This is a genomic window from uncultured Polaribacter sp. (genome assembly GCF_947495205.1).
In the GTDB taxonomy this organism is placed as follows: domain Bacteria; phylum Bacteroidota; class Bacteroidia; order Flavobacteriales; family Flavobacteriaceae; genus Polaribacter.
This window is the reverse complement of sequence record NZ_CANLXV010000005.1, coordinates 187,372-211,158: the sequence shown is the minus strand read 5'-3', so window position 1 is coordinate 211,158 and position 23,787 is coordinate 187,372. Positions and strand designations below refer to the sequence as shown.

The 23,787-nt window shown below is 29.7% G+C and carries 23 protein-coding genes; 10 read left to right on the top strand and 13 right to left on the bottom strand.

The genetic code is table 11. The features are described 5' to 3' along the window. The first annotated feature begins 22 nt into the window (after positions 1 to 22). The 4 genes from Q0762_RS06885 to Q0762_RS06870 all read left to right on the top strand — a co-directional run bounded on the left by Q0762_RS06885 (position 23) and on the right by Q0762_RS06870 (position 3,850). Positions 23 to 364: a hypothetical protein gene (locus tag Q0762_RS06885; protein ID WP_298765191.1), complete on the top strand. Its 342-nt coding sequence runs from the start codon at positions 23 to 25 to the stop codon at positions 362 to 364. Between the two features lie 199 nt (positions 365 to 563). Then, positions 564 to 2,045 (top strand): NAD(P)/FAD-dependent oxidoreductase, encoded by a 1,482-nt coding sequence (locus Q0762_RS06880; RefSeq protein ID WP_298765189.1) that lies wholly within the window; start codon positions 564 to 566, stop codon positions 2,043 to 2,045. 146 nt (positions 2,046 to 2,191) lie between these two features. Continuing rightward, the gene (locus Q0762_RS06875) at positions 2,192 to 2,686 is read left to right on the top strand and encodes a 3-hydroxyanthranilate 3,4-dioxygenase (RefSeq protein WP_298765187.1); all 495 of its coding nucleotides are present in this window, start codon (positions 2,192 to 2,194) and stop codon (positions 2,684 to 2,686) included. Positions 2,687 to 2,761: 75 nt separating this feature from the next. Further along, on the top strand, positions 2,762 to 3,850 hold the full coding sequence (locus tag Q0762_RS06870; RefSeq protein ID WP_298765186.1) for an amidohydrolase family protein: 1,089 nt from the start codon (positions 2,762 to 2,764) through the stop codon (positions 3,848 to 3,850). Positions 3,851 to 4,870: 1,020 nt separating this feature from the next. Here Q0762_RS06870 and Q0762_RS06865 read toward each other — a convergent pair. The 7 genes from Q0762_RS06865 to dnaK all read right to left on the bottom strand — a co-directional run bounded on the left by Q0762_RS06865 (position 4,871) and on the right by dnaK (position 10,894). Further along, complete coding sequence (locus Q0762_RS06865; RefSeq protein WP_298765184.1) at positions 4,871 to 5,293, bottom strand: DUF2141 domain-containing protein; 423 nt, start codon at positions 5,291 to 5,293, stop codon at positions 4,871 to 4,873. A gap of 390 nt (positions 5,294 to 5,683) precedes the next feature. After that, complete coding sequence (locus Q0762_RS06860; RefSeq protein ID WP_298765182.1) at positions 5,684 to 6,028, bottom strand: AraC family transcriptional regulator; 345 nt, start codon at positions 6,026 to 6,028, stop codon at positions 5,684 to 5,686. Continuing rightward, complete coding sequence (locus Q0762_RS06855; RefSeq protein WP_298765180.1) at positions 6,025 to 6,378, bottom strand: hypothetical protein; 354 nt, start codon at positions 6,376 to 6,378, stop codon at positions 6,025 to 6,027. The genes Q0762_RS06860 and Q0762_RS06855 overlap by 4 nt, the downstream gene beginning before the upstream one ends. Position 6,379: 1 nt before the next feature. Further along, a complete protein-coding gene (locus tag Q0762_RS06850; RefSeq protein WP_298765179.1) occupies positions 6,380 to 6,691 on the bottom strand; it encodes a hypothetical protein in 312 nt (103 codons plus the stop codon). A gap of 9 nt (positions 6,692 to 6,700) precedes the next feature. Further along, positions 6,701 to 7,984: an NAD(P)/FAD-dependent oxidoreductase gene (locus tag Q0762_RS06845; protein WP_298765177.1), complete on the bottom strand. Its 1,284-nt coding sequence runs from the start codon at positions 7,982 to 7,984 to the stop codon at positions 6,701 to 6,703. Positions 7,985 to 8,052: 68 nt separating this feature from the next. Further along, positions 8,053 to 8,574 (bottom strand): hypothetical protein, encoded by a 522-nt coding sequence (locus tag Q0762_RS06840; RefSeq protein WP_298765175.1) that lies wholly within the window; start codon positions 8,572 to 8,574, stop codon positions 8,053 to 8,055. A gap of 412 nt (positions 8,575 to 8,986) precedes the next feature. After that, positions 8,987 to 10,894 (bottom strand): molecular chaperone DnaK, encoded by a 1,908-nt coding sequence (gene dnaK, locus Q0762_RS06835; RefSeq protein WP_298765171.1) that lies wholly within the window; start codon positions 10,892 to 10,894, stop codon positions 8,987 to 8,989. A 247-nt stretch (positions 10,895 to 11,141) separates the two neighbouring features. On the opposite strand from dnaK, the gene Q0762_RS06830 reads away from it, so the two are divergent. Next, positions 11,142 to 11,483: a DUF2853 family protein gene (locus Q0762_RS06830; protein WP_298765169.1), complete on the top strand. Its 342-nt coding sequence runs from the start codon at positions 11,142 to 11,144 to the stop codon at positions 11,481 to 11,483. A gap of 91 nt (positions 11,484 to 11,574) precedes the next feature. Next, entirely contained in the window at positions 11,575 to 12,999 is a 1,425-nt protein-coding gene (locus tag Q0762_RS06825) for an L-serine ammonia-lyase (protein WP_298765167.1), read from the top strand. Positions 13,000 to 13,045: 46 nt separating this feature from the next. Here the strand turns inward: Q0762_RS06825 and Q0762_RS14010 are convergent, their stop codons facing one another. Genes Q0762_RS14010 through yaaA form a run of 3 tightly spaced genes read right to left on the bottom strand, consistent with a single transcriptional unit; the run spans position 13,046 to position 14,436 of the window. Further along, complete coding sequence (locus Q0762_RS14010; protein WP_366940988.1) at positions 13,046 to 13,399, bottom strand: ElyC/SanA/YdcF family protein; 354 nt, start codon at positions 13,397 to 13,399, stop codon at positions 13,046 to 13,048. Positions 13,400 to 13,434: 35 nt separating this feature from the next. After that, positions 13,435 to 13,677, bottom strand: coding sequence for a hypothetical protein (locus Q0762_RS14005; RefSeq protein WP_366940987.1), 243 nt, complete (start codon positions 13,675 to 13,677; stop codon positions 13,435 to 13,437). Next, positions 13,678 to 14,436, bottom strand: a complete 759-nt coding sequence (gene yaaA / locus Q0762_RS06815) for a peroxide stress protein YaaA (RefSeq protein WP_298765166.1) — start codon at positions 14,434 to 14,436, stop codon at positions 13,678 to 13,680. Between the two features lie 706 nt (positions 14,437 to 15,142). On the opposite strand from yaaA, the gene Q0762_RS06810 reads away from it, so the two are divergent. Genes Q0762_RS06810 through Q0762_RS06800 form a run of 3 tightly spaced genes read left to right on the top strand, consistent with a single transcriptional unit; the run spans position 15,143 to position 18,601 of the window. Then, positions 15,143 to 16,450 carry a hypothetical protein gene (locus Q0762_RS06810; RefSeq protein WP_298765164.1) on the top strand — a complete coding sequence of 436 codons (1,308 nt, stop codon included), beginning with the start codon at positions 15,143 to 15,145 and terminating at the stop codon, positions 16,448 to 16,450. Positions 16,451 to 16,471: 21 nt separating this feature from the next. Next, positions 16,472 to 17,800: a M28 family metallopeptidase gene (locus Q0762_RS06805; protein ID WP_298765162.1), complete on the top strand. Its 1,329-nt coding sequence runs from the start codon at positions 16,472 to 16,474 to the stop codon at positions 17,798 to 17,800. Continuing rightward, positions 17,801 to 18,601: a M23 family metallopeptidase gene (locus Q0762_RS06800; protein WP_298765160.1), complete on the top strand. Its 801-nt coding sequence runs from the start codon at positions 17,801 to 17,803 to the stop codon at positions 18,599 to 18,601. A 58-nt stretch (positions 18,602 to 18,659) separates the two neighbouring features. On the opposite strand, the gene Q0762_RS06795 is transcribed toward Q0762_RS06800, so the two are convergent. From Q0762_RS06795 to Q0762_RS06785, 3 genes are read right to left on the bottom strand one after another with little or no spacing between them, the layout of a single operon-like run. After that, positions 18,660 to 19,541 (bottom strand): carbohydrate kinase, encoded by an 882-nt coding sequence (locus Q0762_RS06795; protein WP_298765159.1) that lies wholly within the window; start codon positions 19,539 to 19,541, stop codon positions 18,660 to 18,662. Between the two features lie 3 nt (positions 19,542 to 19,544). Then, positions 19,545 to 20,819 carry a glycosyltransferase gene (locus Q0762_RS06790; RefSeq protein WP_298765157.1) on the bottom strand — a complete coding sequence of 425 codons (1,275 nt, stop codon included), beginning with the start codon at positions 20,817 to 20,819 and terminating at the stop codon, positions 19,545 to 19,547. Positions 20,820 to 20,824: 5 nt separating this feature from the next. Further along, on the bottom strand, positions 20,825 to 22,918 hold the full coding sequence (locus Q0762_RS06785; protein ID WP_298765155.1) for an HAD-IIB family hydrolase: 2,094 nt from the start codon (positions 22,916 to 22,918) through the stop codon (positions 20,825 to 20,827). 287 nt (positions 22,919 to 23,205) lie between these two features. Here Q0762_RS06785 and Q0762_RS06780 point away from each other — a divergent pair, with 287 nt between their 5' ends. After that, positions 23,206 to 23,787: a hypothetical protein gene (locus Q0762_RS06780; protein WP_298765152.1), complete on the top strand. Its 582-nt coding sequence runs from the start codon at positions 23,206 to 23,208 to the stop codon at positions 23,785 to 23,787.

Below are 23,787 nucleotides of genomic sequence, written 5' to 3'. Positions count from 1 at the left end.
TTCTTAAAAAGTTTTTTAATAAATGAGTATTTTTTACAAGTATATTAAAGGAGAAGAAATAATTGCTAAGATAAAAACAAAACGAGATATTGGTTTTTGGAAATATCAATTGTTTGGTATTTTAAGTTTATTTATGAAAAACGAAAACGATTATTTGATCATTACAGACAAAAGAATATTGTTTTGCATTAAAGATAACATAACAGTAAATTTTAGATATAAAGATTTTTCTAAAATAAAAATTAATACAAAAAGTGATTTGTTAAGTTTTCAGAATGAAGATGATAAAATACAAGAAATTTCAGTATCAGATTTTCAATTGGAATATGAAGATTATCAATATTTAAAGCATAAATTAAATTAGAGCAAATAATACTTTATGAAAAACAAAAAGGAAAAAGGGTTTTGGGATTATATATCATATCCTGGTATGTTGTTGTTGATTGTGATTATAATTAATCTAGTAATAAAAATTTATAATGGAACAATTTAACAAAATCCTATCCTTAATCCTTTCCAAAGAAAAGGAAACTCATACCGAAAATAATATTTAAATAAATTTTATGGTGAACAAAGATAATTTAAGTGTTAATTATAAGAGTGATAAAGCCCTTCTCTTAGTAAAGGGGTGGGACGAGATTTTAATCATCGGCGCAGGTTTATGTGGAAGCTTACTAGCTTTAAGACTCGCCCAGAGAGGTTACAAAGTTGCCGTTTATGAAAGCAGACCAGATTTAAGAAAAGTAGATATTTCTGCAGGAAGATCTATCAATTTAGCATTATCAGATAGAGGTTTAAAAGCTTTACGTTTGTGCGGTATGGAAGAAAAAGCGCGCGAAATCTGTATCCCAATGTTCGGACGATTAATGCACGACAGACAAGGAAATACATTTACATCTAACTATTCTGGTAGAGCAAATGAATACATCAATTCCATTTCTAGAGGAGATTTAAATGCTATTTTATTAGATGAAGCAGAAAAGCACGAAAATGTAACTATTCATTTTAATAAAAAGTGTACAAATGTAGCTATAGAAAACACAATAGCTTATTTTAAAGATTACAATACAAAAGAAGAGTTTTCCGTAAACGCAAACGTTATTTTTGGAGCAGATGGCGCTGGTTCCTCTTTAAGAAAAAGTTATATTTCTGAACGAAAATTTTTATTTAGTTATTCTCAAAACTACTTAAATCACGGTTACAAAGAATTAGAAATTCCTGCGGATAAAACGGGTAATCATCAAATAAGTAAAGCACATTTACACATTTGGCCACGTGGCGATTTTATGTTAATTGCACTACCAAATATGGATGGTAGTTTTACAGTAACCTTATTTTTAAGTTATAATGAAGGCGAATTTAATTTCGAAAATTTAACTTCAGAAGAAAAAATTACAGCGTTTTTCCAAAAAGAATTTCCAGATGCTTTGGCATTAATTCCTAATATCTTAGAAGAGTTTACAAACAATCCAACGGGCCCTTTAGGAACCATAAAATGCAGTCCTTGGTCCTATCAAAATAAAACACTGTTAATGGGAGATTCTTCTCATGCCATTGTGCCATTTTACGGCCAAGGAATGAATGCTTCTTTTGAAGATGTTTTTGTGTTAGATGAAGTGCTAAATCATTTTGAAGAAAGCAAAAAAGTTTTAGATTGGGAAGCCGTTTTTAAAACTTATCAGAAAAAACGTAAAAAAGATACAGATGCCATTGCAGATTTAGCAATAGACAACTTTTTTGAAATGAGAGATCATGTTGCAAATCCGCTGTTTAAAGAAAAACGTAAGATAGAAATGGATTTAGAGCAAACATTTCCTAAACAATATTTGTCTAAATATTCTTTAGTAACGTTCAATGAGCATATTGGATATAATGAAGCCATGAAAAGAGGAAGAGCACAAGACAAAGCTTTATTAAATTTAATTGCTGGAGATGAGGTTCACACACATTTAGAAATGAGTAAAAACGAATTGAAAATTGTTTTAGACAAAGTAATTGCAGAAACCAATACTATTTTAGAAGAAGATAAAATTGCGGGCCTTTAAGTTTAGCATAATCTTCCCAAAAGGAAGAAAGTAGAAAATTTACAGATTTGGCTTTAAAGCATAAAATATTAAGAACAATAATAACTTCAATTTTAACCCAATTAGAAGTATCTTAGATTTGATAAGATTAGCAGGGAATTTTAATTATGAGTAAACTAGTACAACCTTTAAATTTTAAAAAGTGGATAGATGAACACCGTCATTTATTAAAACCACCAGTTGGTAATAAAGTGGTTTGGAAAGATGCAGATGTTATTGTAATGGTTGTTGGCGGTCCAAACAACAGAACAGATTATCATTACAATGAAACACCAGAGTTTTTTTATCAAGTAGAAGGAGATATTATTTTAAAAGTAATAGAAGATGGTAAGAAAAAGGATATTGCTATTAAAGAAGGAGAAATTTTCTTTTTACCACCAAAAATTCCGCATTCTCCCCAAAGGAAAGCAAATACAGTAGGTTTGGTAATAGAATATCCTAGACCAGCAGGTGTAAAAGATAAATTACAATGGTATGCAGACGAAGATACGAGTTTAGTATATGAAGAAGCTTTTACTTTAGAGAATATAGAAACAGATATGCCAGCAATTTTTGATAGATATAATAAACTAGTAAAGCATAAAAATTTAAAAAAAGAGTAGCGTTCATAAAAAATACATCATTACAAATGAGGAACGATTGAAGTAAGCTGTTATAAAAAAACGAATCATAATAAAATGAAAAAAAGAAAACTACGTATTAACGGACATTCTCATTTATTACCTTATCCAGAAGAAATTCCTCAATTTATGAAGGAAAAGGAAATTTTTTGGGTAGATGATGAGCGTAAACACATGTTGCAAAAAGGTTGGAAAAGACCTGTAACACATTCTAGTTTTTTTTTAGATGAAAAATTAAAATGGATGGAACGCAACAAAATAGACCATGCTGTAGTTTTAAATTTATCTCAATTGTATGGTAATGGTTTGCGTTTAGAAGAAATGAAAAAAGCCTTGCGTTTTCAGAATGATTTTAATGGGAAAGTGCAAAAGAATCATCCAGATAAATTTACTTGTGGTTTTGTAGTGCATCCTGGTTTTATTTATGGTGCTTTAGATGAAATGAAACGTTGTGTAGAAGAATTAGATTTAAAAGTATTGTGTTTGCCAACACATTTTATGGATTCTATTGGGCAATGGCGTTGTGTTTTTGATAAAGAAAACGATCGTATTTTTGAATTGGCAGATCAATATAAATTAGCCATAGAAATTCATCCTTATGATGGAGATAAAATGATAAAATTAGAAAATACCAATTGGCGTTTTCATTTAATTTGGATGTTGGCACAATGTGGAGATGCCTATCATTACTACACCTTAAATGGAATGCAAGAAAGGTATAAAAATATTAGAACATGTTTTGCACACGGAGGCCAATTGGCACAAATGAATCTTGGAAGACGCATACAAGGTTTTGATGGAAGACCCGATTTATTTGAAGGAAAAACGCACCCAAGAAAAGCAATTGGTCATAAAAATATATTTTTTGATACGTTGGTACACGATACAGATTCTTTAGATTTAATGTTTAAAAGACAAGGTACAAGTCAGGTTTTAATGGGTTTAGATGATCCTTATCCTTTAGGCGAAATGGAAAGTGATAGACAATCTTCTTATCCAGGAAAAATTTTAGATTTGGCCATTGAAAAAAATATTATTTCTGAAACAGAAAAAGAAGAAATCTGGAGCGATAATGTTTTACAGTGGCTTTTTGGTAATGATGAAATCGCAAAGCAAAGTTTGGTTGATAAGATATTAGGAGTTTAATTTTTATTCAGTTTGCAATAAGTTTTAGCTCCGTTTTCAAGCAGTTTTAAATAAGTTTCTAGCCAGTTTCTACTTAGTTTCAAACAAGTTTTCGTGCAGTTTCCACTCAGTTTTGTCATTCCGTAGGAATCTTACGATTACAGTTTAGAGTTTTTGTGTGTGAGACGCTTACAGCGAGACAAACTGTATGTTATAAACTATGCGCTATTAACTTTGTTTAGAAAACAGTTTTATTAGTTTTAACCAGTCCAAAAATTTTTTCGCTTAGTTTCCACTCAGTTTCCACCCAATTTTGTCATTCCGTAGGAATCTTATAATTACAGTTTAGAATTTGTGTGTTTGAGACGCTTACAGCGTGACAAACTGTATGTTATGACTATGTGCTATTAACTTTGTTTAGCAAACAGTTTTTAGTTTTATGAAGTTCAAACAAGTTCTCGCGAAGTTTCCACCCAATTTTGTCATTCCGTAGGAATCTTATAATTACAGTTTAGAGTTTTTTTGTTTGAGACGCTTACAGCGAGATAAACTGTATGTTATAAACTATGTGCTATTAATTTGGTTTAGTAAACAGTTTTTTTTGTTTTACGCAGTTTTAAATAAGTTTTCATCTAGTTTCTACCTAGTTTTGTCATTCCGTAGGAATCTTATAATTACAGTTTAGAGCTTTTTTTGTTTGAGACGCTTACAGCGAGATAAACTGTATGTTATAGACTATGTCTATTAACTTTGTTTAGCAAACAGTTTTTAGTTTTATGCAGTTTTAAACAAGTTCTCGCGCAGTTTCTACCCAATTTTGTCATTCCGTAGGAATCTTACGATTACAGTTTAGAACTTTTTTGTGTGAGACGCTTACAGCGAGACAAACTTTATGTTTCAGGCTAAGTGCTATTAATCTTTCTTGGCAAACAGTTTTTTTAGTTTTATGCAGTTTTAAACAAGTTTCTACCCAGTTTTTGCGCAGTTTCCACCCAGTTTTGTCATTCCGTAGGAATCTTACGATTACAGTTTAGAGTTTTTTTATATTTCGATGCTAATTTCTTTGTTTTCTAATAATTGAAACTTTGCATCTTTGTATTTTGGTGGTCCCACAAAACCTGTTGCATTGTTAGAACAACCATAATCTTCTTTTGGAATTCCTACAAAATTTGTGTCCATTTTATTGTTATTGTTTTCGTCATGAAAAAACGAAATGGCATATTCTCCTTTAACAACCCCTTCAAAAACATAGGTTGCTTTTTTGTCTGTAATTTTAGACATACCACCTTTAAAACGCTTATTTAAAAAGTTTTCTTGTTTATTATATAAAGCTAATAACACTTTGCCTTTGTTAGATGCTAAGCCAGTAATATTTACTGTAATACTAAATTTTTCTGCTTCTTGCGCATTTGTAGTAAATAAACCACTAAAAACAATTGTTATTATTAAAATTATTTTTTTCATGATAGTTGTTTTAATTGTTATTGATGATGTAAATATCTGATGTTTTTTAAGATTTTAAAACAAGAAACATACCGAATTTTTGTTTTTTAAGACTGAATTGTTGGTTTTTTATATTTCAAGGTTTCAAAGGTTCCTCATAAAGTTTGTTAGGTTTAAACTGTCTTACATAAAATTATAATCGATAGAAGATTATTTCAGAGTGACACACCTTAGTAAATAAAAACTTTAAATATTAATTAATGACACAAGTTTGCAAACAAGTTTTAGCCCTGATTGAAATGGCATCCTTTTTTAATGGCAGTTTGAGTGAATTTGCTTTTTCAGCAAATTTGTGCGAGAACTGCCAGTAAAAAAGATATAATGGAAAGCAGGAAATAGCTTCTTATACAATTACAAATGATCTAACTTATTTGGAGAAATGCCATAAAATTTCTTGAAAGCTTTAGAAAACAAAGATAAATTACCAAAACCAACAGCCTCTGCTACTTTTGTTATTGTTTTTTCTTTTTGATGTAAAAAAAAGGATGCTACTTTTTCTAACCTTTTTCTGATGCTATAATTATTAGGCGTTTCTTTAATTACTAAAGAAAATAAACGATGAAAATGAAAGGGAGAGAAGTGAGCTTTTTCTGAAATAACTTCTAAGGTTAATTTTTCGGGTAAATTCTCTTCAATATAGTGTAAAGCCAAGTTTAAACGCGTTATATTTTCTTTTGCAATTTTAAAAGTTTTCATTTTACTAATTTTTGAAGTTGATAAAACACAAGTCCTCCAGCAAAGTATAAAAGAATATCTGTATAATCTTTGGTATATCTTGCTAAATAATTTGGAAAAATAAATTCAAAAAGAATGCTGTACAAAAAGCATATATAAATGATAAGAGGTATAGAAATTTTGTAGTTAGGGTTGTTTTTAGTTCTTTTTAAAATCCATAAAGCGCTATATAATACAATTGGTACAATTAAAAAATCGTTTGCATAAAAACGAATAAATCTTGGTAATTGCAGGTTTAATTGAGAAGCAAAATAAATAAAACTACCCAGTAAAAAAGAAATTAGCACATAGTTTCTTAAAATATTTTTCATATTAACCAGCGGCAATCATTGCAATAAACCATGCCAAACCAGAGCCAATAATGCTTATGGTCATAAAAGCGGAATAAAGAATCCAACCAATAATTTTATATAAAAAAAATGGATGTTGTTTTAAACGTTCTGCAAAATTAGGGTTTTCTTTATCGTAAATAACTTTAGCAATTTCTGCTTTTTTAACGGCTTCTTTTTTTAAAGTTAATTCCTTTTCTCTGGGATTTAATAAAGTATTACAGTTTGTACAGATTTTAGTATCTGTATTAAAAAGGCCACAATTGGCACATTTTATCATGCTTTTATTCGCCATTTTTCTTTTTTAAATTGATGCCTTCTTTTTATAAGGTCTAATAATTAAGCGAGTTTCCCTGTCGAATCGAATATAATTGTATACCCAATTTAAAAATACAATGGCTTTGTTTCTAAAACCGATCAAAGAAAAAAGATGTACAAACATCCAAACAAACCAAGCAAATATTCCTTGAAATTTCCATTTTTCTAAATCTACCACAGCTTTATTTCTGCCAATTGTAGCCATAGAACCTTTATCATTATACACAAAAGGTGTTTCATTTTTATTTTGTAATTTGGCTATAATGTTTTTAGCAACTAACGTACCTTGTTGCAGTGCAGGTTGTGCCATCATTGGGTGGCCAAATGGTTTTTTTTCTGAAGCCATACAAGCAACATCTCCAATAGCATAAATATTTGTGTAGTTTTCTACTTTACTAAAAGCATTTACTTTAATTCTTTCTGCGCGTTCTACAATACAATCTGCATTTAAACCGTTTATAGTTTCTCCCTTTACACCTGCTGCCCAAATAACGGTTGCTGCTTTAAAATGATCTGCTCCTTTGGTAGTAACTATTTTTCCATCATAATCTAAAACACGTAGGTTTTTCCAAACATTTACACCTAGATTTATTAAAAAATCTTCTGCTTTTTCAGAAGCTTTTGCACTCATTCCTTTTAACAAACAGCCAGAACTTTGTATTAGGTTTATTTGCATTTGCCTAATGTCTAAATCTGGATAATCTTTTGGCAAAATTCCTTTTTTCATTTCTGCTAAAGCTCCTGCTAATTCTACGCCTGTTGGTCCACCACCAACAATAACAAAGTTCATTAATGCTTTTCTTTCTTCAAAGCTTGATGTTAATAATGCTTCTTCAAAATTTTCTAAAACCAAGCTTCTAATATTTAAAGCTTGTGGTATAGATTTCATTTCCATTGCATATTTTTCTACATTTTTATTGCCAAAAAAATTAGTGGTAGAACCTGTTGCAATTATCAACTCATCATACTCTAAATTACCAATATTAGTTTCTATTATGTTTTTAGCAGGATTAATTTTAGAGACTTCTGCCAATCTAAAGTAAAAATTAGCAACATCATTAAATCTTTTTCTTAACGGAAAAGCAATAGAATCTGGTTCTAAACCACCAGTGGCAACTTGATAAAGTAGTGGTTGAAAGGTATGGTAATTATGCTTGTCTAATAACACAACTTGTAGTTCTTGCTTTTCTAAACCTCTTGCAGCTGCTAAACCTGCAAAACCGCCGCCAATAATTACAACTCTAGGAAAACTTGTTTGTGGAATGTTCATTTTTGGTGATTAGATGTTTTTAAACTTAGATTTTAGCCTCACAAATTTACTGAAAACTAGAGATTTCTCTATTTGAAACTTTGTTTTATTTCTTGTAAACTTTTATCAGAAGAAATAAAAGGAGTAATTATTTGTTTAGATAATTCATTAATCTCTAAATCGTAATACTTCGCCCATTTATCATCTTTAAATAAATGGTTAATTTGATTTATTCTTTTTTGAGCTTCAGAAAATGTAAATAAAAAATTAGGAGTTTTTCTTTTAGGTTTAATTTTGGCAATTTTTTTATTAAAATCGACTTCAATAAAAAAATATTTCTCTTTAGAATTAATCGGGTAGAAGTCTGTCCATTTAGCAAAACCAATGACTATTTGTTGATTTTTATAATCATCATCAGTAATTAATTTCCATCTACAATTGGCAACTCTTCCCCAATGATTCGATTTTCTATACACACCATCTTCAGTATAAAAATATACGCTTTCAGATTTACTTTTATAGTTTGTGTTTTCTGGAAATTGAAAATCATTAATTTGGGTAAACTCGCAGAACGTATGTTTAAAAAAGTTGGTTTTGTTGTAGGTTTTCAAAATTTATATTTCACTTATTAATTCAAAGTAAATTTAGTTATTCGATTTAAATACACAAAAAAACGCAATCAAATTAATGATTGCGTTTTGGATATATATAGACTCTGAACTTTGTTCAGAAGGATTCTCGAATAGATTATAAATCAATTATAGATTTCCTTAAAGATTCTGCTTTTGCAGCTATTTGTCTAATTATCTTTTTTTGCAAAGATTTCGTTTTGTCTTTACAATAAGTTCAATTACTTATTTTTTAAAGATTCTGCTTTGTCTTTGTAATAAGTTTAATTACTTATTTTAAAAGATTCTACTTTGTCTTTGTAATAAGTTTAATTACTTATTTTTTAAAGATCCCGCTTTTCAGCGGGATAAGCGATTCACAAAGAATTTCTAAAAAGAAATTCTTGTTCTCTGCTTACTTTACCTCCTCAAAATCTACATCTTCTACATTATCTCCTTGATCTGCACTAGCTTCTGGTTGTCCTTGTGCTTCTGCACCAGGATTAGCGCCACCAGCAGCTTGTTCTGCAGCATACATTTCTTCAGAGGCAACTTTCCAAGCTTCATTAATCTTTTCCATAGCAGCATCTATTTGTGCTAAGTCTTTAGATTCGTGTGCAGCTTTTAGTTCTACTAAAGCAGCTTCAATTGGCTCTTTTTTATCTGCAGATAATTTATCTCCAAATTCTTTTAATTGTTTTTCTGTTTGAAAAATCATAGAATCTGCGCCATTTACTTTTTCTGCAGTTTCTTTAGCCGCTTTATCAGCATCAGCATTTGCTTCTGCTTCTTGCTTCATTTTCTCAATTTCTTCTTCAGATAAACCAGAAGAAGCTTCTATACGAATGTCTTGAGATTTCCCTGTAGCTTTGTCTGCAGCAGATACTTTAATTATTCCGTTTGCATCAATATCAAAAGTTACTTCAATTTGTGGTACACCTCTTTGTGCTGGAGGAATATCTGTTAATTGAAAACGACCAATTGTATTGTTGTCTGCAGCCATTGCTCTTTCTCCTTGTAAAACATGAATGTCTACAGAAGGTTGATTATCTACAGCTGTAGAAAATACTTGAGATTTTTTGGTTGGTATGGTTGTGTTTGCATCAATTAACTTTGTGAAAACGTTCCCCATAGTTTCTATACCTAAAGATAATGGTGTAACGTCTAATAACAATACATCTTTTACATCTCCAGTTAAAACACCACCTTGTATTGCAGCACCTAAAGAAACAACTTCATCTGGGTTTACACCTTTACTTGGCGCTTTACCAAAGAATTTTTCTACAGCTTCTTGTATTGCTGGTATTCTTGTAGAACCACCAACTAAGATAATTTCATCGATTTCTGAAGTAGATAAATCTGCATTTTTTAATGCTTTTTGACAAGGTTCTATTGTTCTTTTAACTAAATCGTCTATTAATTGTTCAAATTTAGATCTAGATAATGTTCTTACCAAGTGCTTTGGGCCGCTTGCAGTAGCTGTAACATAAGGTAAGTTAATTTCTGTAGAAGAAGAAGAAGACAATTCTATCTTTGCTTTTTCTGCAGCTTCTTTTAAACGTTGTAATGCCATAGGGTCATTACGTAAATCCATGTTTTCGTCAGCAATAAACTCTTCTGCTAACCAGTTTATTATTTTTTCATCAACGTCATCTCCACCTAAATGTGTATCACCATCTGTAGCTAGTACTTCAAAAACACCATCTCCTAATTCTAATATAGAAACATCATGTGTACCACCACCAAAATCAAAAACAACAATTTTCTTATCGTCATTAGCTTTGTCTAAACCATAAGCTAAAGCAGCAGCAGTTGGCTCATTTATAATTCTTTCTACTTTTAAACCAGCAATTTCACCAGCTTCTTTAGTAGCTTGTCTTTGTGCATCATTAAAATATGCAGGCACAGTAACAACAGCACCAGTTACATCAGTACCTAAATAGTCTTCTGCTGTTTTTTTCATTTTTTGTAATACCATTGCAGATATTTCTTGTGGTGTGTATAAACGACCATCAATATCTACTCTAGGCGTATCATTATCTCCTTGTACTACTTTATAAGGTACTCTTTTTACTTCTTGAGAAGATTCAGAAAATTTATTTCCCATAAAACGTTTAATAGAATAAACTGTTTTAGTAGGGTTAGTTACCGCTTGTCTTTTTGCAGGATCACCAATTTTACGTTCACCACCTTCTACAAATGCAACTATAGATGGTGTTGTTCTTTTTCCTTCTGCATTAGGTATTACCACAGGCTCGTTACCTTCCATTACAGAAACACAAGAGTTAGTTGTACCTAAATCGATTCCAATTATTTTACTCATAATATTTATTTTAATAATATTTTTAATTCAATTTTACGTTTTACATTAAGCAAAGTGTATGCCAACAGTTTTTTACTAAGAAAATGTCAGTTTTTTGTTTTTTTCTGATAAAAAATGTGACATCGTGACATATTGTTGTGTCTAAATAGTAGAAATCTTTCCTTATTTGGAAACCTAAATTATTTTCCTATATTTGAATGATTCATAAAGAATTAAAATAATGTAACCAATAACTAAAATTAAGACAATGAGTAAATTTGACGAAAAAGTGGCTTTATACAAGCAGTTTATGGATGATAGAAACCTACGTTCTAATACAGAATTATTAGCAGCAGTAACAAAAGGTTTAGGACCATCTATTTATAAAGCCGATGCAGAAACTGTTTCTGGTTCTGATGCAAAAGAATTAGCAACTGTAAAAAATAACTTTTTAATTAAAAAATTAGGTTTAGAAGATAGTGCAGCGTTAGATGAAGCCATTGAAGAAGTAATTGAAAAAATTGGTAAATCTGAAAGAAAAAAATACAGAGCAGTAGTGTATTATATGCTAATGAAAAAGTTTGATAAAGAAGCAGTTTACGGTTTCTAAAAATATAATAAACTTTATAATTTATTTAAAAATCTAACTTAATTAAGTTAGATTTTTTATTTTTATACTACAAATACAATATTTTTTACGAATGTCTCAATTTATTAGTGTTTTTGATATGCTCAAAATAGGTGTTGGTCCATCTAGTTCCCATACCTTAGGTCCTTGGAGAGCAGCACAACAATGGGTTGCTAAACTAAAAACGGCAGGTTTGTTTGCTAAAATTGATGCTATTAAAGTAGATTTATATGGCTCCTTATCTTTAACAGGAAAAGGACATGCAACAGATTTAGCGATTTTATTGGGTTTAAGTGAAGCAGATCCTGAATACATACCAATTGAAGATATTTTAATTATAGTAGAAAGGATAAATACACAAGAAGAAATTTTATTTAAAGGAGGCAAAACAATTCCTTTTTTTAAGGATTCTATAGTTTTTAAAAAGACGTTTTTACCGTTTCATGCAAATGGTGTTACGTTTAGAGGTTTTTTTAAAGGTAAAGAAATTACGACCGATACTTATTTTTCTATAGGTGGAGGTTTTATTGTTCAAGAAAAAAATCATATAGAAGAAGCTATTGAAATCAATACTAAAAATTTTCCTTTTCCTATAAATAGAGCAAAGGAGTTAGAAAAATATTGTGAGCAACACCATTTATTAATTTCTGAAATTGTTTTAAAAAACGAATTAGAATTAAGATCTGCAGTAAAAATAGATTTTGAATTGAATAGAATTTGGGAAACCATGTTAGAATCTATGTACATTGGCTGCCATACAGAAGGAAAACTTCCCGGAGGTTTACATGTAAAAAGACGCGCTTTTGGTATTCAAGAAAAACTAATAAAAGGTGCACAATATACAAACCCTAAAGAATGGATTGATGCAATTAGAAATGTTAAAGTGCAATTTAGAGAAATTTTAAAATGGGTAAGTTGCTTTGCATTATCTGTAAATGAAGTAAATGCATCTTTAGGAAGAGTGGTTACTGCACCAACTAATGGAAGTGCAGGTGTAATTCCTGCTGTTTTAATGTATTATTTAGTCATAGAAAATCATAATGCAGATTTTAGTCATATTAAGAGATTCTTATTAGTAGCTGGAGAAATTGGCAGTATTTTTAAGAAAAATGCCACAATTTCTGCAGCAATGGGTGGTTGTCAGGCAGAAATAGGAGTGTCTTCAGCAATGGCAGCAGCAGCGTTAACAGAATTGTTAGGTGGCTCACCTGCACAGTGTTTGGTTGCAGCTGAAATTGCAATGGAACATCATTTAGGTTTAACCTGTGATCCTGTTGGTGGGTTGGTACAAATACCTTGTATAGAACGTAACTCTATGGGCGCAGTTAAAGCAATAAATGCAGCTGAAATGGCTTTAGAAACAGATCCTAAAGAAGTAAAAGTACCTTTAGATAAAGTAATAGATACTATGTGGAAAACTGCACAAGATATGCACAAAAACTACAAAGAAACTTCACAAGGTGGTTTGGCAATACATGTTGGTTTGGCAGATTGTTAGGTTTTAGTTGTTGGTTTCTTGTTGATGGTTTTTAGTCTGTAGTTTGTTAGTTGATTTCAATTTTATCACCCAAAAATTTAGGTTCTACTTGAAAAATAATATCTACAAACACTTTTACTCTGGCTAAGTAATCTCTAAGTTTTACTTTAAAACCATATCTGTTAAAAACATTTTTTGCGTTAAATCCGATTGCTTTGATATCAAAATGTTCTGCCAAATAAATGGCTCTTTCGTTATGAAACTGCTGAGAAATAATTGTTACTGAGTTTTGATCAAAAATTTCCTTAATTCTAACCACAGAATCTAAAGTTCTAAAACCTGCGAAATCTAAAAATATTTTATTTTCAGGAATTCCGGCTTTTACCAAATCATTTTTAAAATCTGTAGGTTCATCATAAATTTTAGAGCTATTATCTCCACTAATAACTATAAATGCTATTTTTTTGCTTTAAAAAGTGCAATTGTAGCGTCTAATCTATATTTGTAGTATAAATTTAGTTGTCCGTTTTGTAAAGTTTTAGCAGTTCCTAAAAGCAATCCGACTTTGTTTTTCTGAATATTTTTTACTTCGGAAAATATTTTTGTTTGTGCATTTTGTTCTATGGAATAATTTGAGACAAAAATACTAACTAAACAAAAGATTAAAATGAAGAAGGTTAATTTGAAAAGCTTTTTCATTTACCTTGTAAAAACCAAATCGTTCCCACTAGATAGTTCCTCAGAAAAACGATAGTTTTCTATATTAAAGCCTTTTAAATCTTCTATAGTTTCTACATTATTATCTATAATATAACGTACCATGTAACCACGGGCCATTTTTGCATACGTCATTATGGTTTTATATTCGCCATTTTTAAAGTCTTTAAAAACAGGTGTAATCATTGGCACTTTTAAAGTCTTTTTTGGTAAAGCTTTAAAATATTCTGTGCTGGCTAAATTTACTAACAATTCATCATCTTTTAATTCTTCATTTAAAGAATTTGCCAAGTCATTATCCCAAAATTTATACAAATTTTCTGTTTTACCAACTTTTAAACGCGTTCCCATTTCTAACCTATAAGGTTGTATTAAATCTAAAGGTTTCAACAAGCCATATAAACCAGATAAAATTCGCAATTTGTCTTGTAAAACAGGTATTTTATCTTCGGATAAAGAATTTACATCAATTCCTTGAAAAACAGCACCTGTAAAAGAGTAAATGGCTTGTTTTGCATTTTCTGTTGTAAATGGTGTTTCCCAATTCTGATTTCTGTCATAATTTAAAGCAGATAAATCAGCAGAAATTTTCATTAAATCACTTAATTTATTTTTGGAAAGCGTTTTTAACTTTTTGTTTAATTTTTCGCTTTTGTCTAAAAAACGAGGTTGAGTATATAATTCTGTAGGTACTTTACTTTCAAAATCTAAAGATTTTGCCGGAGAAATAATTATTTTCATTTGTTGAAATTGAAAAATTAGATTTGCATTATTTTAGAATATAAAAATACAATTACTATTAAAATATCTTTACTAAAAAAGGCAAATTTAATTGATGTTACTATTGGTAAAATCAATTTAATAATTGTTTTGTATATTTTTTATCAATCATAAAAAACCTACTTGTTTAAATCAAGGTTTTAATTAAAGCGAAAAACCTAAAAATTGATAAAAATCATCGCGCAGAAGGAACTATCTTTTGTGTCGTATTTATTTGGTTTAGACAATTCCCATCAATTAATCCCTAACTTTTTGTAAAAATAATTTTGGCGAGAAAAACAAAATATGCATTAAGATTAACATCTAATTTAAATTTAATATGGGCAAAACAAGAATTTTATTACTTACAAAGATTCAGAATAAGACTTTTAGTTTGCTTAGTAAATGCCTAATCATTTAACATTTTAAACGCTCAAATTTCCTCACTTAATGACACAACATTTTGTTCTTAAGATTTTGAAATATGTTAATCCCTAAACTTGCTAAATGTTATAACAAATAAAAGTAATTTACCAAATACAAGTTTTTTAGATTTACAATTGTTTATTTATTTGGTGACTGGTAAAAAAGTAATCCTAGTCTTCCTTAGAAAAAAATATACTTTAAAATTTTGTTATTGTTTTTTTTCTGTTTGATAAACGCTGTATATTTAAGAAATTTTTTGAATGTGAAAAACGATTATACGAACAATAAGTTTCAAGAACTACTAGAGAAATTACAACAAGAAAGTTGGCAATTAGAGTTGCTAATTTCTGGTTTTGCTATTTTTGGATTATTTCAGGCTTTAGACCCAATAGAATATTATAGATTGTCTTCTGTTGCTAATGAAAGTTACACAAAATTATTATATGTTGTTGCCGGAATTTCATGTAAAGTTTTAATTGTAAATCTAATTATTCACGTTGTTTTAAGAGGTTTATGGATTGGTGCCATAGGCCTCAGATATGTTTCAAGTGATATTGATTATGAAGCTCTAAACTATAAAAGTCGTTTTACAAATCACTTAAAAAAGAAAGTAGGTTCTTTTGATAAATATATAGGTACTTTAGAAAATTACTGTAGTGTTTTATTTGCTGTTACTTTTTTGTATTTGTTTTACATAATTTCCTTTTTTATGGTAATTGGGGTAATATTTTTAGTTGGTGCCTTCTTTATAGAAACGGGTTATTTTTCTAAAATGCTTGGTTTTATGCTATTAGGATTCTTTGCAATAGGATATTTTTTCTTAGCGTTTTTAGTTTTTATAGATTTTATTACCCAAGGTTATTTAAAAAAAGTAGAATGGATATCTTTTTTATATTTTCCTCTTTATAAAGTTTTTAGTGTTTTAACATTATCTTTTTTATACAGACCATTGGTTTATAATTTTTTAGACAATAAATTTGGTCGCAGATTGTTATTAATTTTATTTCCAATTTATCTTTCTGCCTTTTATTTTTCAACGGTAACAAATGTGAGGTCTAGTTTTATTTTAACGAAATCACATTCTTCAAAAAATTATAGTTATCAAAATAATTATATCCGTAAAATGTGCAAGAATCAATTTGTTAAAAAAGCGGCAATTCAAGATAAAATTATAACAAAACCTTATTTAAATATCTTTATTCCTTTTAGAAGTAAAATAGAAAAAATTGTTTTACAACAATATCCAAATCTAAAACCTATTAAAGATCTTAGAGGGTTTACAAGTAGTTTTTTTAAGTCTCGTTTTACTGTTTCAGATAGTTTAGAAACAAACTATTTAAATAAATTAAATGCCATTTATAAATTAAAAATTGATGGAAATCCTATTCAAACAGATTTTTTAATAACCGAAGTAAATTCACAATTAGGGTTTGAACACATAGAACTCTTAAATAAATTATCAGAAGGTAAGCATTTACTAACTATAAAACGCTCTGAAAAAGATGAAGAAACTAAAGAAATCTCTGAAAAAGATATTATTGAAATTCCGTTTTGGTACCTTAAAAGTTAATCCTTATTAAATAGAAATACAATGAAAAAAATAACAATTCTGCTATTTACATTATTTACAGCAATTTCTTTTGCTCAAACCAATGCTAAAATTTATGACATAATTAACGCAGTTTCTGCGGATAGAATTAAGAAAGACGTAAAAACTTTAACTGAATTTGGAACAAGAAATACCTTTTCTGATACGATTTCTAATACAAGAGGAATTGGTGCAGCAAGACGTTGGATAAAATCTGAATTCGATAAAATTTCATCAGATTGTAATAATTGTATCAATGTATTTTATCAAAAAGATTTGGTAACAACAGAAATGGGTTCTAGAGTGCCACATGACGCTTATGTTGTAAATGTAGTTGCTATACAAAAAGGGACAAAATATCCAAATAGATATGTAATAATGAGTGGAGATATAGACTCCCGCGCAAGTGACACTATGGATTTTACTACAGATGCACCTGGTGCAAATGATAATGCTTCTGGTATGGCAGGTACCATTGAATCAGCAAGAGTTTTAAGTAAATATCAATTTGAAAGTAGTATTATTTATGTAGGTTTATCAGGAGAAGAACAAGGTTTATTTGGTGGTGCAGGTTTAGCAAAATATGCAAAAGATAAAGGTTGGGATATTATTGGAATTCTAAATAATGATATGATTGGAAATATAAAAGGTGTAGATGGCGTAATAGACAACAGAGCGTTTAGAATTTTCTCTGAACCTGTGCCAGCAAATGAAACAGAAAGACAACGCAAATTACGTCGTTTTTATGGAGGAGAAGTAGATGGTATTTCTAGACAATTGGCAAGATATATTCATAAAAATGTAAAAACATACATGCCAGAAATGAATCCTATGATGATTTATAGATTAGACCGTTTTGGAAGAGGTGGTCACCACAGACCTTTTAACGATTTAGGTTTTGCTGGTATTAGAATTATGGAAGCTCATGAAAATTATACACAACAACATCAGGATATTAGAACAGAAAATGGTATTAGTTATGGAGATACTTTTGAACATGTAAATTTTCCGTATGCTAAAAAGTTAACTGCTGTAAATGCCATTAATTTGGCAAGTTTGGCTTGGGCGCCAGAAGCGCCAAAAGAAGTTGCAATTGGTGGTATTGTAGAAGCAAGCGTAAAATTAAAATGGAGCAAAGTAAAAGGTGCTAAAGGTTATAAAATTTATTGGAGAGATACAACATCACCAACTTGGGACAATTCTAGATATGTAGAAAATACGGAATTTACCTTAGAAGGTATTGTAATAGATAATTTCTTTTTTGGAGTTGCAGCTGTTGGAGAAAATGGACACGAAAGTGTGGTTGTTTTTCCGAATAAAATTATGCGTTAAATGATTTTTAGAATTGTTGTTTTTAGTTTGGTTTTATTTTCATGTTCTCATAAGGAAGTTTATAAGAGACCTAAATATATTGATTTTAAACTAGTAAAAGATTCAATTTTTGTGGTTGTAAATAATCCAGTAATTTCTACAACATTTTTAAAAATTGAAGACCTAAGAAATAAAGAAGTATCTTTTATAGATTTTGAAAAACCAGACACACTTCATATTCTAAAATTTCATACTTCAGAAACAGATACCATTTTAATTGATAAAAATTACAAGTTTAAATTACAATATGGTAGTTCTTATTCTAAAAAATATGATACTTTATATAATTATGGACTTCCTTTTTTAAAAGGAAAACGCTATAAGGTTATGCAAGGCAATAATGGCAGTTTTAGTCATAAAAAAACTACTTCTAAATATGCTATAGATTTTAAAATGAATATTGGGCAAGAGGTTTGTGCAATAAGAGATGGTTTGGTTATACAAACTAAAAGTGATTCTAATGAAGGTGGAACTTCTAAAAAATATTTGCCCAAAGCAAATAAAATTCTAATTTATCATAAGGATGGTACTTTTGTGCTATATGCGCATTTAAAAAAAGATGGTGTCCTTGTAAAAAAAGGCGATTTTATTAAAAAAGGGCAAGTTATTGGGTACTCTGGTAACACAGGTTTTTCTACTGGACCTCATTTGCATTTTGTACTTTACAATTCTTCAAAAAATGGTTTGGTTTCTATACCTTTTATACTGAATGGAATTCCTTCTAAAAAATATAAAAAAGGGAAGTATGCACATAATAAATAACTTTTTGTATAGAAAAATAAACATAGATTTCCCTTTAAAAATCTAATTGTAGAAAGCTTTAATCGTTCATAAAAACTTTAATTTCCGCATCTAAAATTAAAGGATTTGCTCCTTCTTTTTGTGCAACCAAAGCGCCTACTGCACAGGCTTTATTTATTGCTTTTTGCGGGTTTTTATTATCTAGTAAATTACTAACCAAAGTTGCTAAAAAAGAATCACCAGAACCTACAGTGTCTTTTACTTTTATTTGATAACCACTGTTATAAAATAGCGTATCGTTATAAAGTAAAACAGCGCCATGTTCTCCTTTGGTAACACAAATGTGCTTGGTGTTTGTTTCTTTGGATAAAAAATAGATATTTTGTTCTAGATTTTTAAACGGAGAATTTAAATATAGTGCAATTTCATACAATTCTTCATCATTAAATTTAATGAAATCTGCTTTTTTCATCAACTGAATTAAAATACTTTTTTCATAAAAAGGTGCACGTAAATTCACATCAAAAATTTTATATTTTGCTTTTTCTAAAAATTTATATAAAGTGTTTTTTGATACTGAATCTCTTGTTATTAAACTTCCAAAAACAAAAGCATCAGCATTTTCTACAAGTGCTAATGCTTCTTTTGTAACTGTTATTTTGTCCCAAGCCTTTGGATGTTCTATGGTGTACTTTGCTGCCCCTTTTTCATTTAAAGTAACCGCAACTTTTCCTGTTTCAAAATCATTTAAAATCTGTACCTGTTTTCTATTAATTTGATGTTTATCTAGATAATTTAAAATGATTTCGCCTAAATTATCATTACCAATGGCACTTATCATAGCAACTTCATTATTAAAAGACTGCAAACGTGTGGCTACATTTAAAGGTGCACCTCCAATTTTTTTATGAGTTGGAAAAACATCCCAAAGAACTTCACCAAAACAAACAATTTTAGCCATGTTTTAATAGATATTAGATTCTGAAGTTCTCTGATTTATAGAGCTAGAAAAAACGGCTAACATTCTTTTAGCAATCCCTGTCCACCCAAAGTTTCTTCTTGCAAAACGCGCACCTTCTACAGACATTTCATTTCTTAAATTAGGATATAAAAGCGGCATTGCCATCATAGCACCAAATTCTTTTGGTCTGTGTGGGTCTGCAAATAATGCTTGGTTACCAAAATCAATCAAATCACATAAACCACCATGAACTGTTACTACACTTGGTGTACCACAAGCCATAGCTTCTATAGCAACCATACCAAATGGCTCATATCTAGAAGGCATTGCAAAAATACTGGCAGATCTGTAAACATTTGCCAAATCATCATCTTCAATATAGTTTTTCCATTTAATTTTATCCATTACACCAATTTCAGAGGCTACTTTTTTTAGTTTTTCAATACCATCTCTATCTTGTTTAGAGTCTCCACCAATTGCAGCAACTAATTGAGATTCTGGAGATAACTCAAAAAGTGTTGGTAAAGCATTTATTAATAAATCGTATCCTTTATTGTGCGCCATTCTTCCTAAAACTAAAACATCAGAAGGACTGATGTCATACTTTTGTCTGATTTTATCATTTTCTTTTGAAGGAACAGGAAAAAACCTGTTTTCATCAATACCGGGAGGAATCATACTACAATTTTTTGGAAGCATATCATATTGTTGTACCAATAAATCTACTTGAGGTAGGGTAGTTGCTATCACAAAATTACACATTTGATATACAAAGTATTCTTTTCGAATACGTTCTTTAAAGCGATAGGTTTTTTCCATGTCTTTCTCATCCATATCACTTCCCATTGTATGTTGTTTCCACCAACCTAGAGAATGTGGAGTGTGCACATGACAAATACCCAATTCTTCTGCAATTTTTTGACCCGCCCAACCAGCATCCCAATAATGAGAATACACTACATCGTATTTTTTGTTTTCTTTTTTAATGGCAGCTAGTGCATTGGTAACAAACTTTTTTAAATGATCGTGCATGTCTTCTTTACGGATAAATTTTTTGCCTCCAAAAGGGATTCTCCATACACTATAATTCTCATTCACATCATCATATTCTGGTTGATCTTCAAATTGTCTTGTCATTAAATCTACAGATTTACCCAATCTGCTAAATCTTTCTGCTAATTCTAAAACGTAAACTACTTGTCCTCCTGTATCTGGTTTTCCTAATTCTGCATTTGCTCCAACATACCCATGTAGAGATATCATTAAAATTGATTTCATGTTTACTATTTTTTAGTTTTTGTTATTTTTAAATCGTGGTAAGCAGAAATATATTGTGCTGCAGACCAAGCTTGGTAAGCTTTACCCATTGGTTTACCTGTTGTTCCATGAGCCCATTCTGTAAATTCCCATTCGTTATTAATACCTTCTTTATTAATAAGTGCCAGTTTGTGTAGTTCTGATATAGCAACATCTCTAAAACCTAACTTGTTTACATATTTTACCCAAAAACCACCTACAAAAGGCCAAATACCTCCATTATGGTAATGGTTTGGTAAATTTAAAAGGTTAACTGTGTAATAAGGTCTCCAATCTGGATCTCCAGGACTTACAACAGGATATACATTTGCTACAGGAAAAGGATCATTTACACCAACTCCTAGCATAAATTTAAAAGTTTGGTGCGCTTTTTCTGCATCTATTGTACCGTGTAAAAAAGCAAGTACATTTCCTAAAATGTCACAACGCCAGCTAAAATCAAAAGGCGTGGTTTGTGCAATTAAATAAGAAGTATCTCCTAACGTGAATTGTTTTTCTGCAAAAGAAACCGAAGAAAATAATTGTTGCTGTGTAGATGGCCAAAAATTTTGAACAATTTCTTTTTTAATTACTTGAGACCATCTAATATTTTCTCCTGCCTCTTCATGATTTCCAAGCATTTCTAACATTCTACCAAAACAAACATTTGCTCTATACCAGAGTATTTCATCGTATAAAATGTTATAACTTCTACCAAACAAATCTGTCCAGTCTCCAGCTTCTGGGATTTCTAATAATGCGTCGTTATTACTATCATGAGCACCCAACCAACGCATGGTTTCTTTAATATCTGCAATGTATTTTCTTAAAAACTCAAAATCTTTAGTAACATTTACATATTCGTAAAATGCAATTACCACCCAAATACCACTATCTATAGAGCAGATACCACCAACTCCAGAATAATCTGGTTCATTATCTTTTAACCGAACATTAGAAGGTATTTGTCCGTTTCTAGAAATATGCTCTAGAAGCGTAATAAGAGTTTGTCTTTGGCATTTATGAATCTCCTCATCATCAACTAGAGAAAGAGAACCTATAACAGTTATAGCGCCATCTCTTGCCCAGACAGAATGGTAGTTTTCATCTGTACCATTTGGAATATTATCTTTTATAGAACAAGCAGAAAAACCTAGAGGAGTTATGTTTTTTCTTAAGGCTTCTATTGCTTTTTTATACCCTTCTTGTATCAATTCTATTTTTTCGCTATCATCTTCTAAGGCTAAATTATCTAACTCTTTTTTAATGAAAAAATCTTCTGAATGGTCTATTTTTGTGGAGTTAATAGCATCTTTAGGGAAGATGTTGTAGTAAATTAGTCCCTCTATTATGCCATCTCCCTTTTCTTTCTCTGTATGATAAACGCTCTTATGCTTTGTGTATTTGTAAAGTTCTTCGTGGGCATTTGCAACTACAATACCAGCAACATTTTTAAGATCGAACATGGCAGAATCATTACCACTATCTCCAGCAACCAAAACTTGGTTGGTTTGTAAACTTAACCTTCTTAAAAGCCATTGCAAGGCATTTGCTTTATTGGCCCATTTGGGTAAGATGTCTAAGAATTTATTGCCAGAATAAATTACGTTTACATCCATACCAGCATCTAAGAAATCTTGTTCTATACTTTCTATTAAAGTTTCATTAGCATCATGAAAAAAATAACTTCTTTTATAAGAATGTTGGTATTTAGTTGGTTGTTCACTTATAGGATGGTTTATTTTATTAATTAGTTTCTCAACATCTTCTAGTTGCCAACCATCATCTAAAATATCGTTAAATTCTTTTTCTACGCTTTTTTTTCTGTAATTATAAATGTGCGTACCTACACCAGAAATTATATAATCTGGTTCTGGTAAGATGCGTTTTTCTATTAAATTTAAGACATCATCTATTAATCTACCAGTATTATAGGTAAGAATTATATCTAAATCTTTACCATGTTTTATCCATGATTTTGTGAAGTTACTCTTAAATGTATGAAAGTCTATTAATGTGTTATCTATATCAAAAGACAATAATTTTATATTGTTTTTTACTATATTTTTTTTTTGAGCCATGTATTTAATTTATCTTATTTGCCCTAAAATAAGGATTTTATAATTTAAAAAAGAATACTAAGACAATAAAAAAAAAGCTTTATTTTACTTTTGTAAAACTCATAAATTATTCCATTTATTTTAATGAAAAAAGAATTTAACAGGTTTGTAATTGGTAAATTATAAAAATGTTTTTTTCGTATGTTATTTAATTATAGGCTAAAATTATTTTATAATAAGATAAATCAATAGCTTTTTATCTAAAAATAACAGTATTACTATTAAATTTGAGTATAAAACAATCAGATATGAAAAATGTATTTCTAATTACCGCGATTTTAATAGTTAATCTTTCATTTGCACAAAGTACAGATGCTAACTTAAAAAGTATTTCTGCTGCAGATTTAGAAGAGAGGCATTTTAAAAACCACACTTCTATAAAGTTTGGTGAGGAACTAAAAACAGAAGTTTTTGTTTTAAAAGATATAAAATCAATAAATAACTCAGAGGGAAAGTTTCCTTTTTATAAAGAGTTTAAAAATACATCTTTTGATAGTGAAACAAAAACAATTGTAAAAGCAGGTACTGAAATTAACAATGTAATTTCTAATAACTTAGAGGTAAATGCAAATATTGCTTTGGTGAATAAGATTTTAATGCAAAATTATATTAATAATTCACTATCAAACAAAACATTTAATGGCGATACAAATTTAGACATGTATAAAAATTATGCTCAAAAAGATGAATTTAATATTGCTTTATATAAAAAGGATGCTGTAGAATTAGAATTGGGAAATAACATTTACCAATCGATACATAAAATTTTTAAAACAGAATTAGATAAAACTTTAGATCATAGTTTAAATCTTTTAACTTTCAATTTTTAA

Bases quoted from the DNA above. Each gene is read 5' to 3' on its own strand.
- Q0762_RS06885 (WP_298765191.1), top strand. From the start codon at position 23: ATGAGTATTTTTTACAAGTATATTAAAGGAGAAGAAATAATTGCTAAG.
- Q0762_RS06880 (WP_298765189.1), top strand. From the start codon at position 564: ATGGTGAACAAAGATAATTTAAGTGTTAATTATAAGAGTGATAAAGCC.
- Q0762_RS06875 (WP_298765187.1), top strand. From the start codon at position 2,192: ATGAGTAAACTAGTACAACCTTTAAATTTTAAAAAGTGGATAGATGAA.
- Q0762_RS06870 (WP_298765186.1), top strand. From the start codon at position 2,762: ATGAAAAAAAGAAAACTACGTATTAACGGACATTCTCATTTATTACCT.
- Q0762_RS06865 (WP_298765184.1), bottom strand. From the start codon at position 5,293: ATGAAAAAAATAATTTTAATAATAACAATTGTTTTTAGTGGTTTATTT.
- Q0762_RS06860 (WP_298765182.1), bottom strand. From the start codon at position 6,028: ATGAAAACTTTTAAAATTGCAAAAGAAAATATAACGCGTTTAAACTTG.
- Q0762_RS06855 (WP_298765180.1), bottom strand. From the start codon at position 6,378: ATGAAAAATATTTTAAGAAACTATGTGCTAATTTCTTTTTTACTGGGT.
- Q0762_RS06850 (WP_298765179.1), bottom strand. From the start codon at position 6,691: ATGGCGAATAAAAGCATGATAAAATGTGCCAATTGTGGCCTTTTTAAT.
- Q0762_RS06845 (WP_298765177.1), bottom strand. From the start codon at position 7,984: ATGAACATTCCACAAACAAGTTTTCCTAGAGTTGTAATTATTGGCGGC.
- dnaK (WP_298765171.1), bottom strand. From the start codon at position 10,894: ATGAGTAAAATAATTGGAATCGATTTAGGTACAACTAACTCTTGTGTT.
- Q0762_RS06830 (WP_298765169.1), top strand. From the start codon at position 11,142: ATGAGTAAATTTGACGAAAAAGTGGCTTTATACAAGCAGTTTATGGAT.
- Q0762_RS06825 (WP_298765167.1), top strand. From the start codon at position 11,575: ATGTCTCAATTTATTAGTGTTTTTGATATGCTCAAAATAGGTGTTGGT.
- Q0762_RS14005 (WP_366940987.1), bottom strand. From the start codon at position 13,677: ATGAAAAAGCTTTTCAAATTAACCTTCTTCATTTTAATCTTTTGTTTA.
- yaaA (WP_298765166.1), bottom strand. From the start codon at position 14,436: ATGAAAATAATTATTTCTCCGGCAAAATCTTTAGATTTTGAAAGTAAA.
- Q0762_RS06805 (WP_298765162.1), top strand. From the start codon at position 16,472: ATGAAAAAAATAACAATTCTGCTATTTACATTATTTACAGCAATTTCT.
- Q0762_RS06800 (WP_298765160.1), top strand. From the start codon at position 17,801: ATGATTTTTAGAATTGTTGTTTTTAGTTTGGTTTTATTTTCATGTTCT.
- Q0762_RS06795 (WP_298765159.1), bottom strand. From the start codon at position 19,541: ATGGCTAAAATTGTTTGTTTTGGTGAAGTTCTTTGGGATGTTTTTCCA.
- Q0762_RS06790 (WP_298765157.1), bottom strand. From the start codon at position 20,819: ATGAAATCAATTTTAATGATATCTCTACATGGGTATGTTGGAGCAAAT.
- Q0762_RS06785 (WP_298765155.1), bottom strand. From the start codon at position 22,918: ATGGCTCAAAAAAAAAATATAGTAAAAAACAATATAAAATTATTGTCT.
- Q0762_RS06780 (WP_298765152.1), top strand. From the start codon at position 23,206: ATGAAAAATGTATTTCTAATTACCGCGATTTTAATAGTTAATCTTTCA.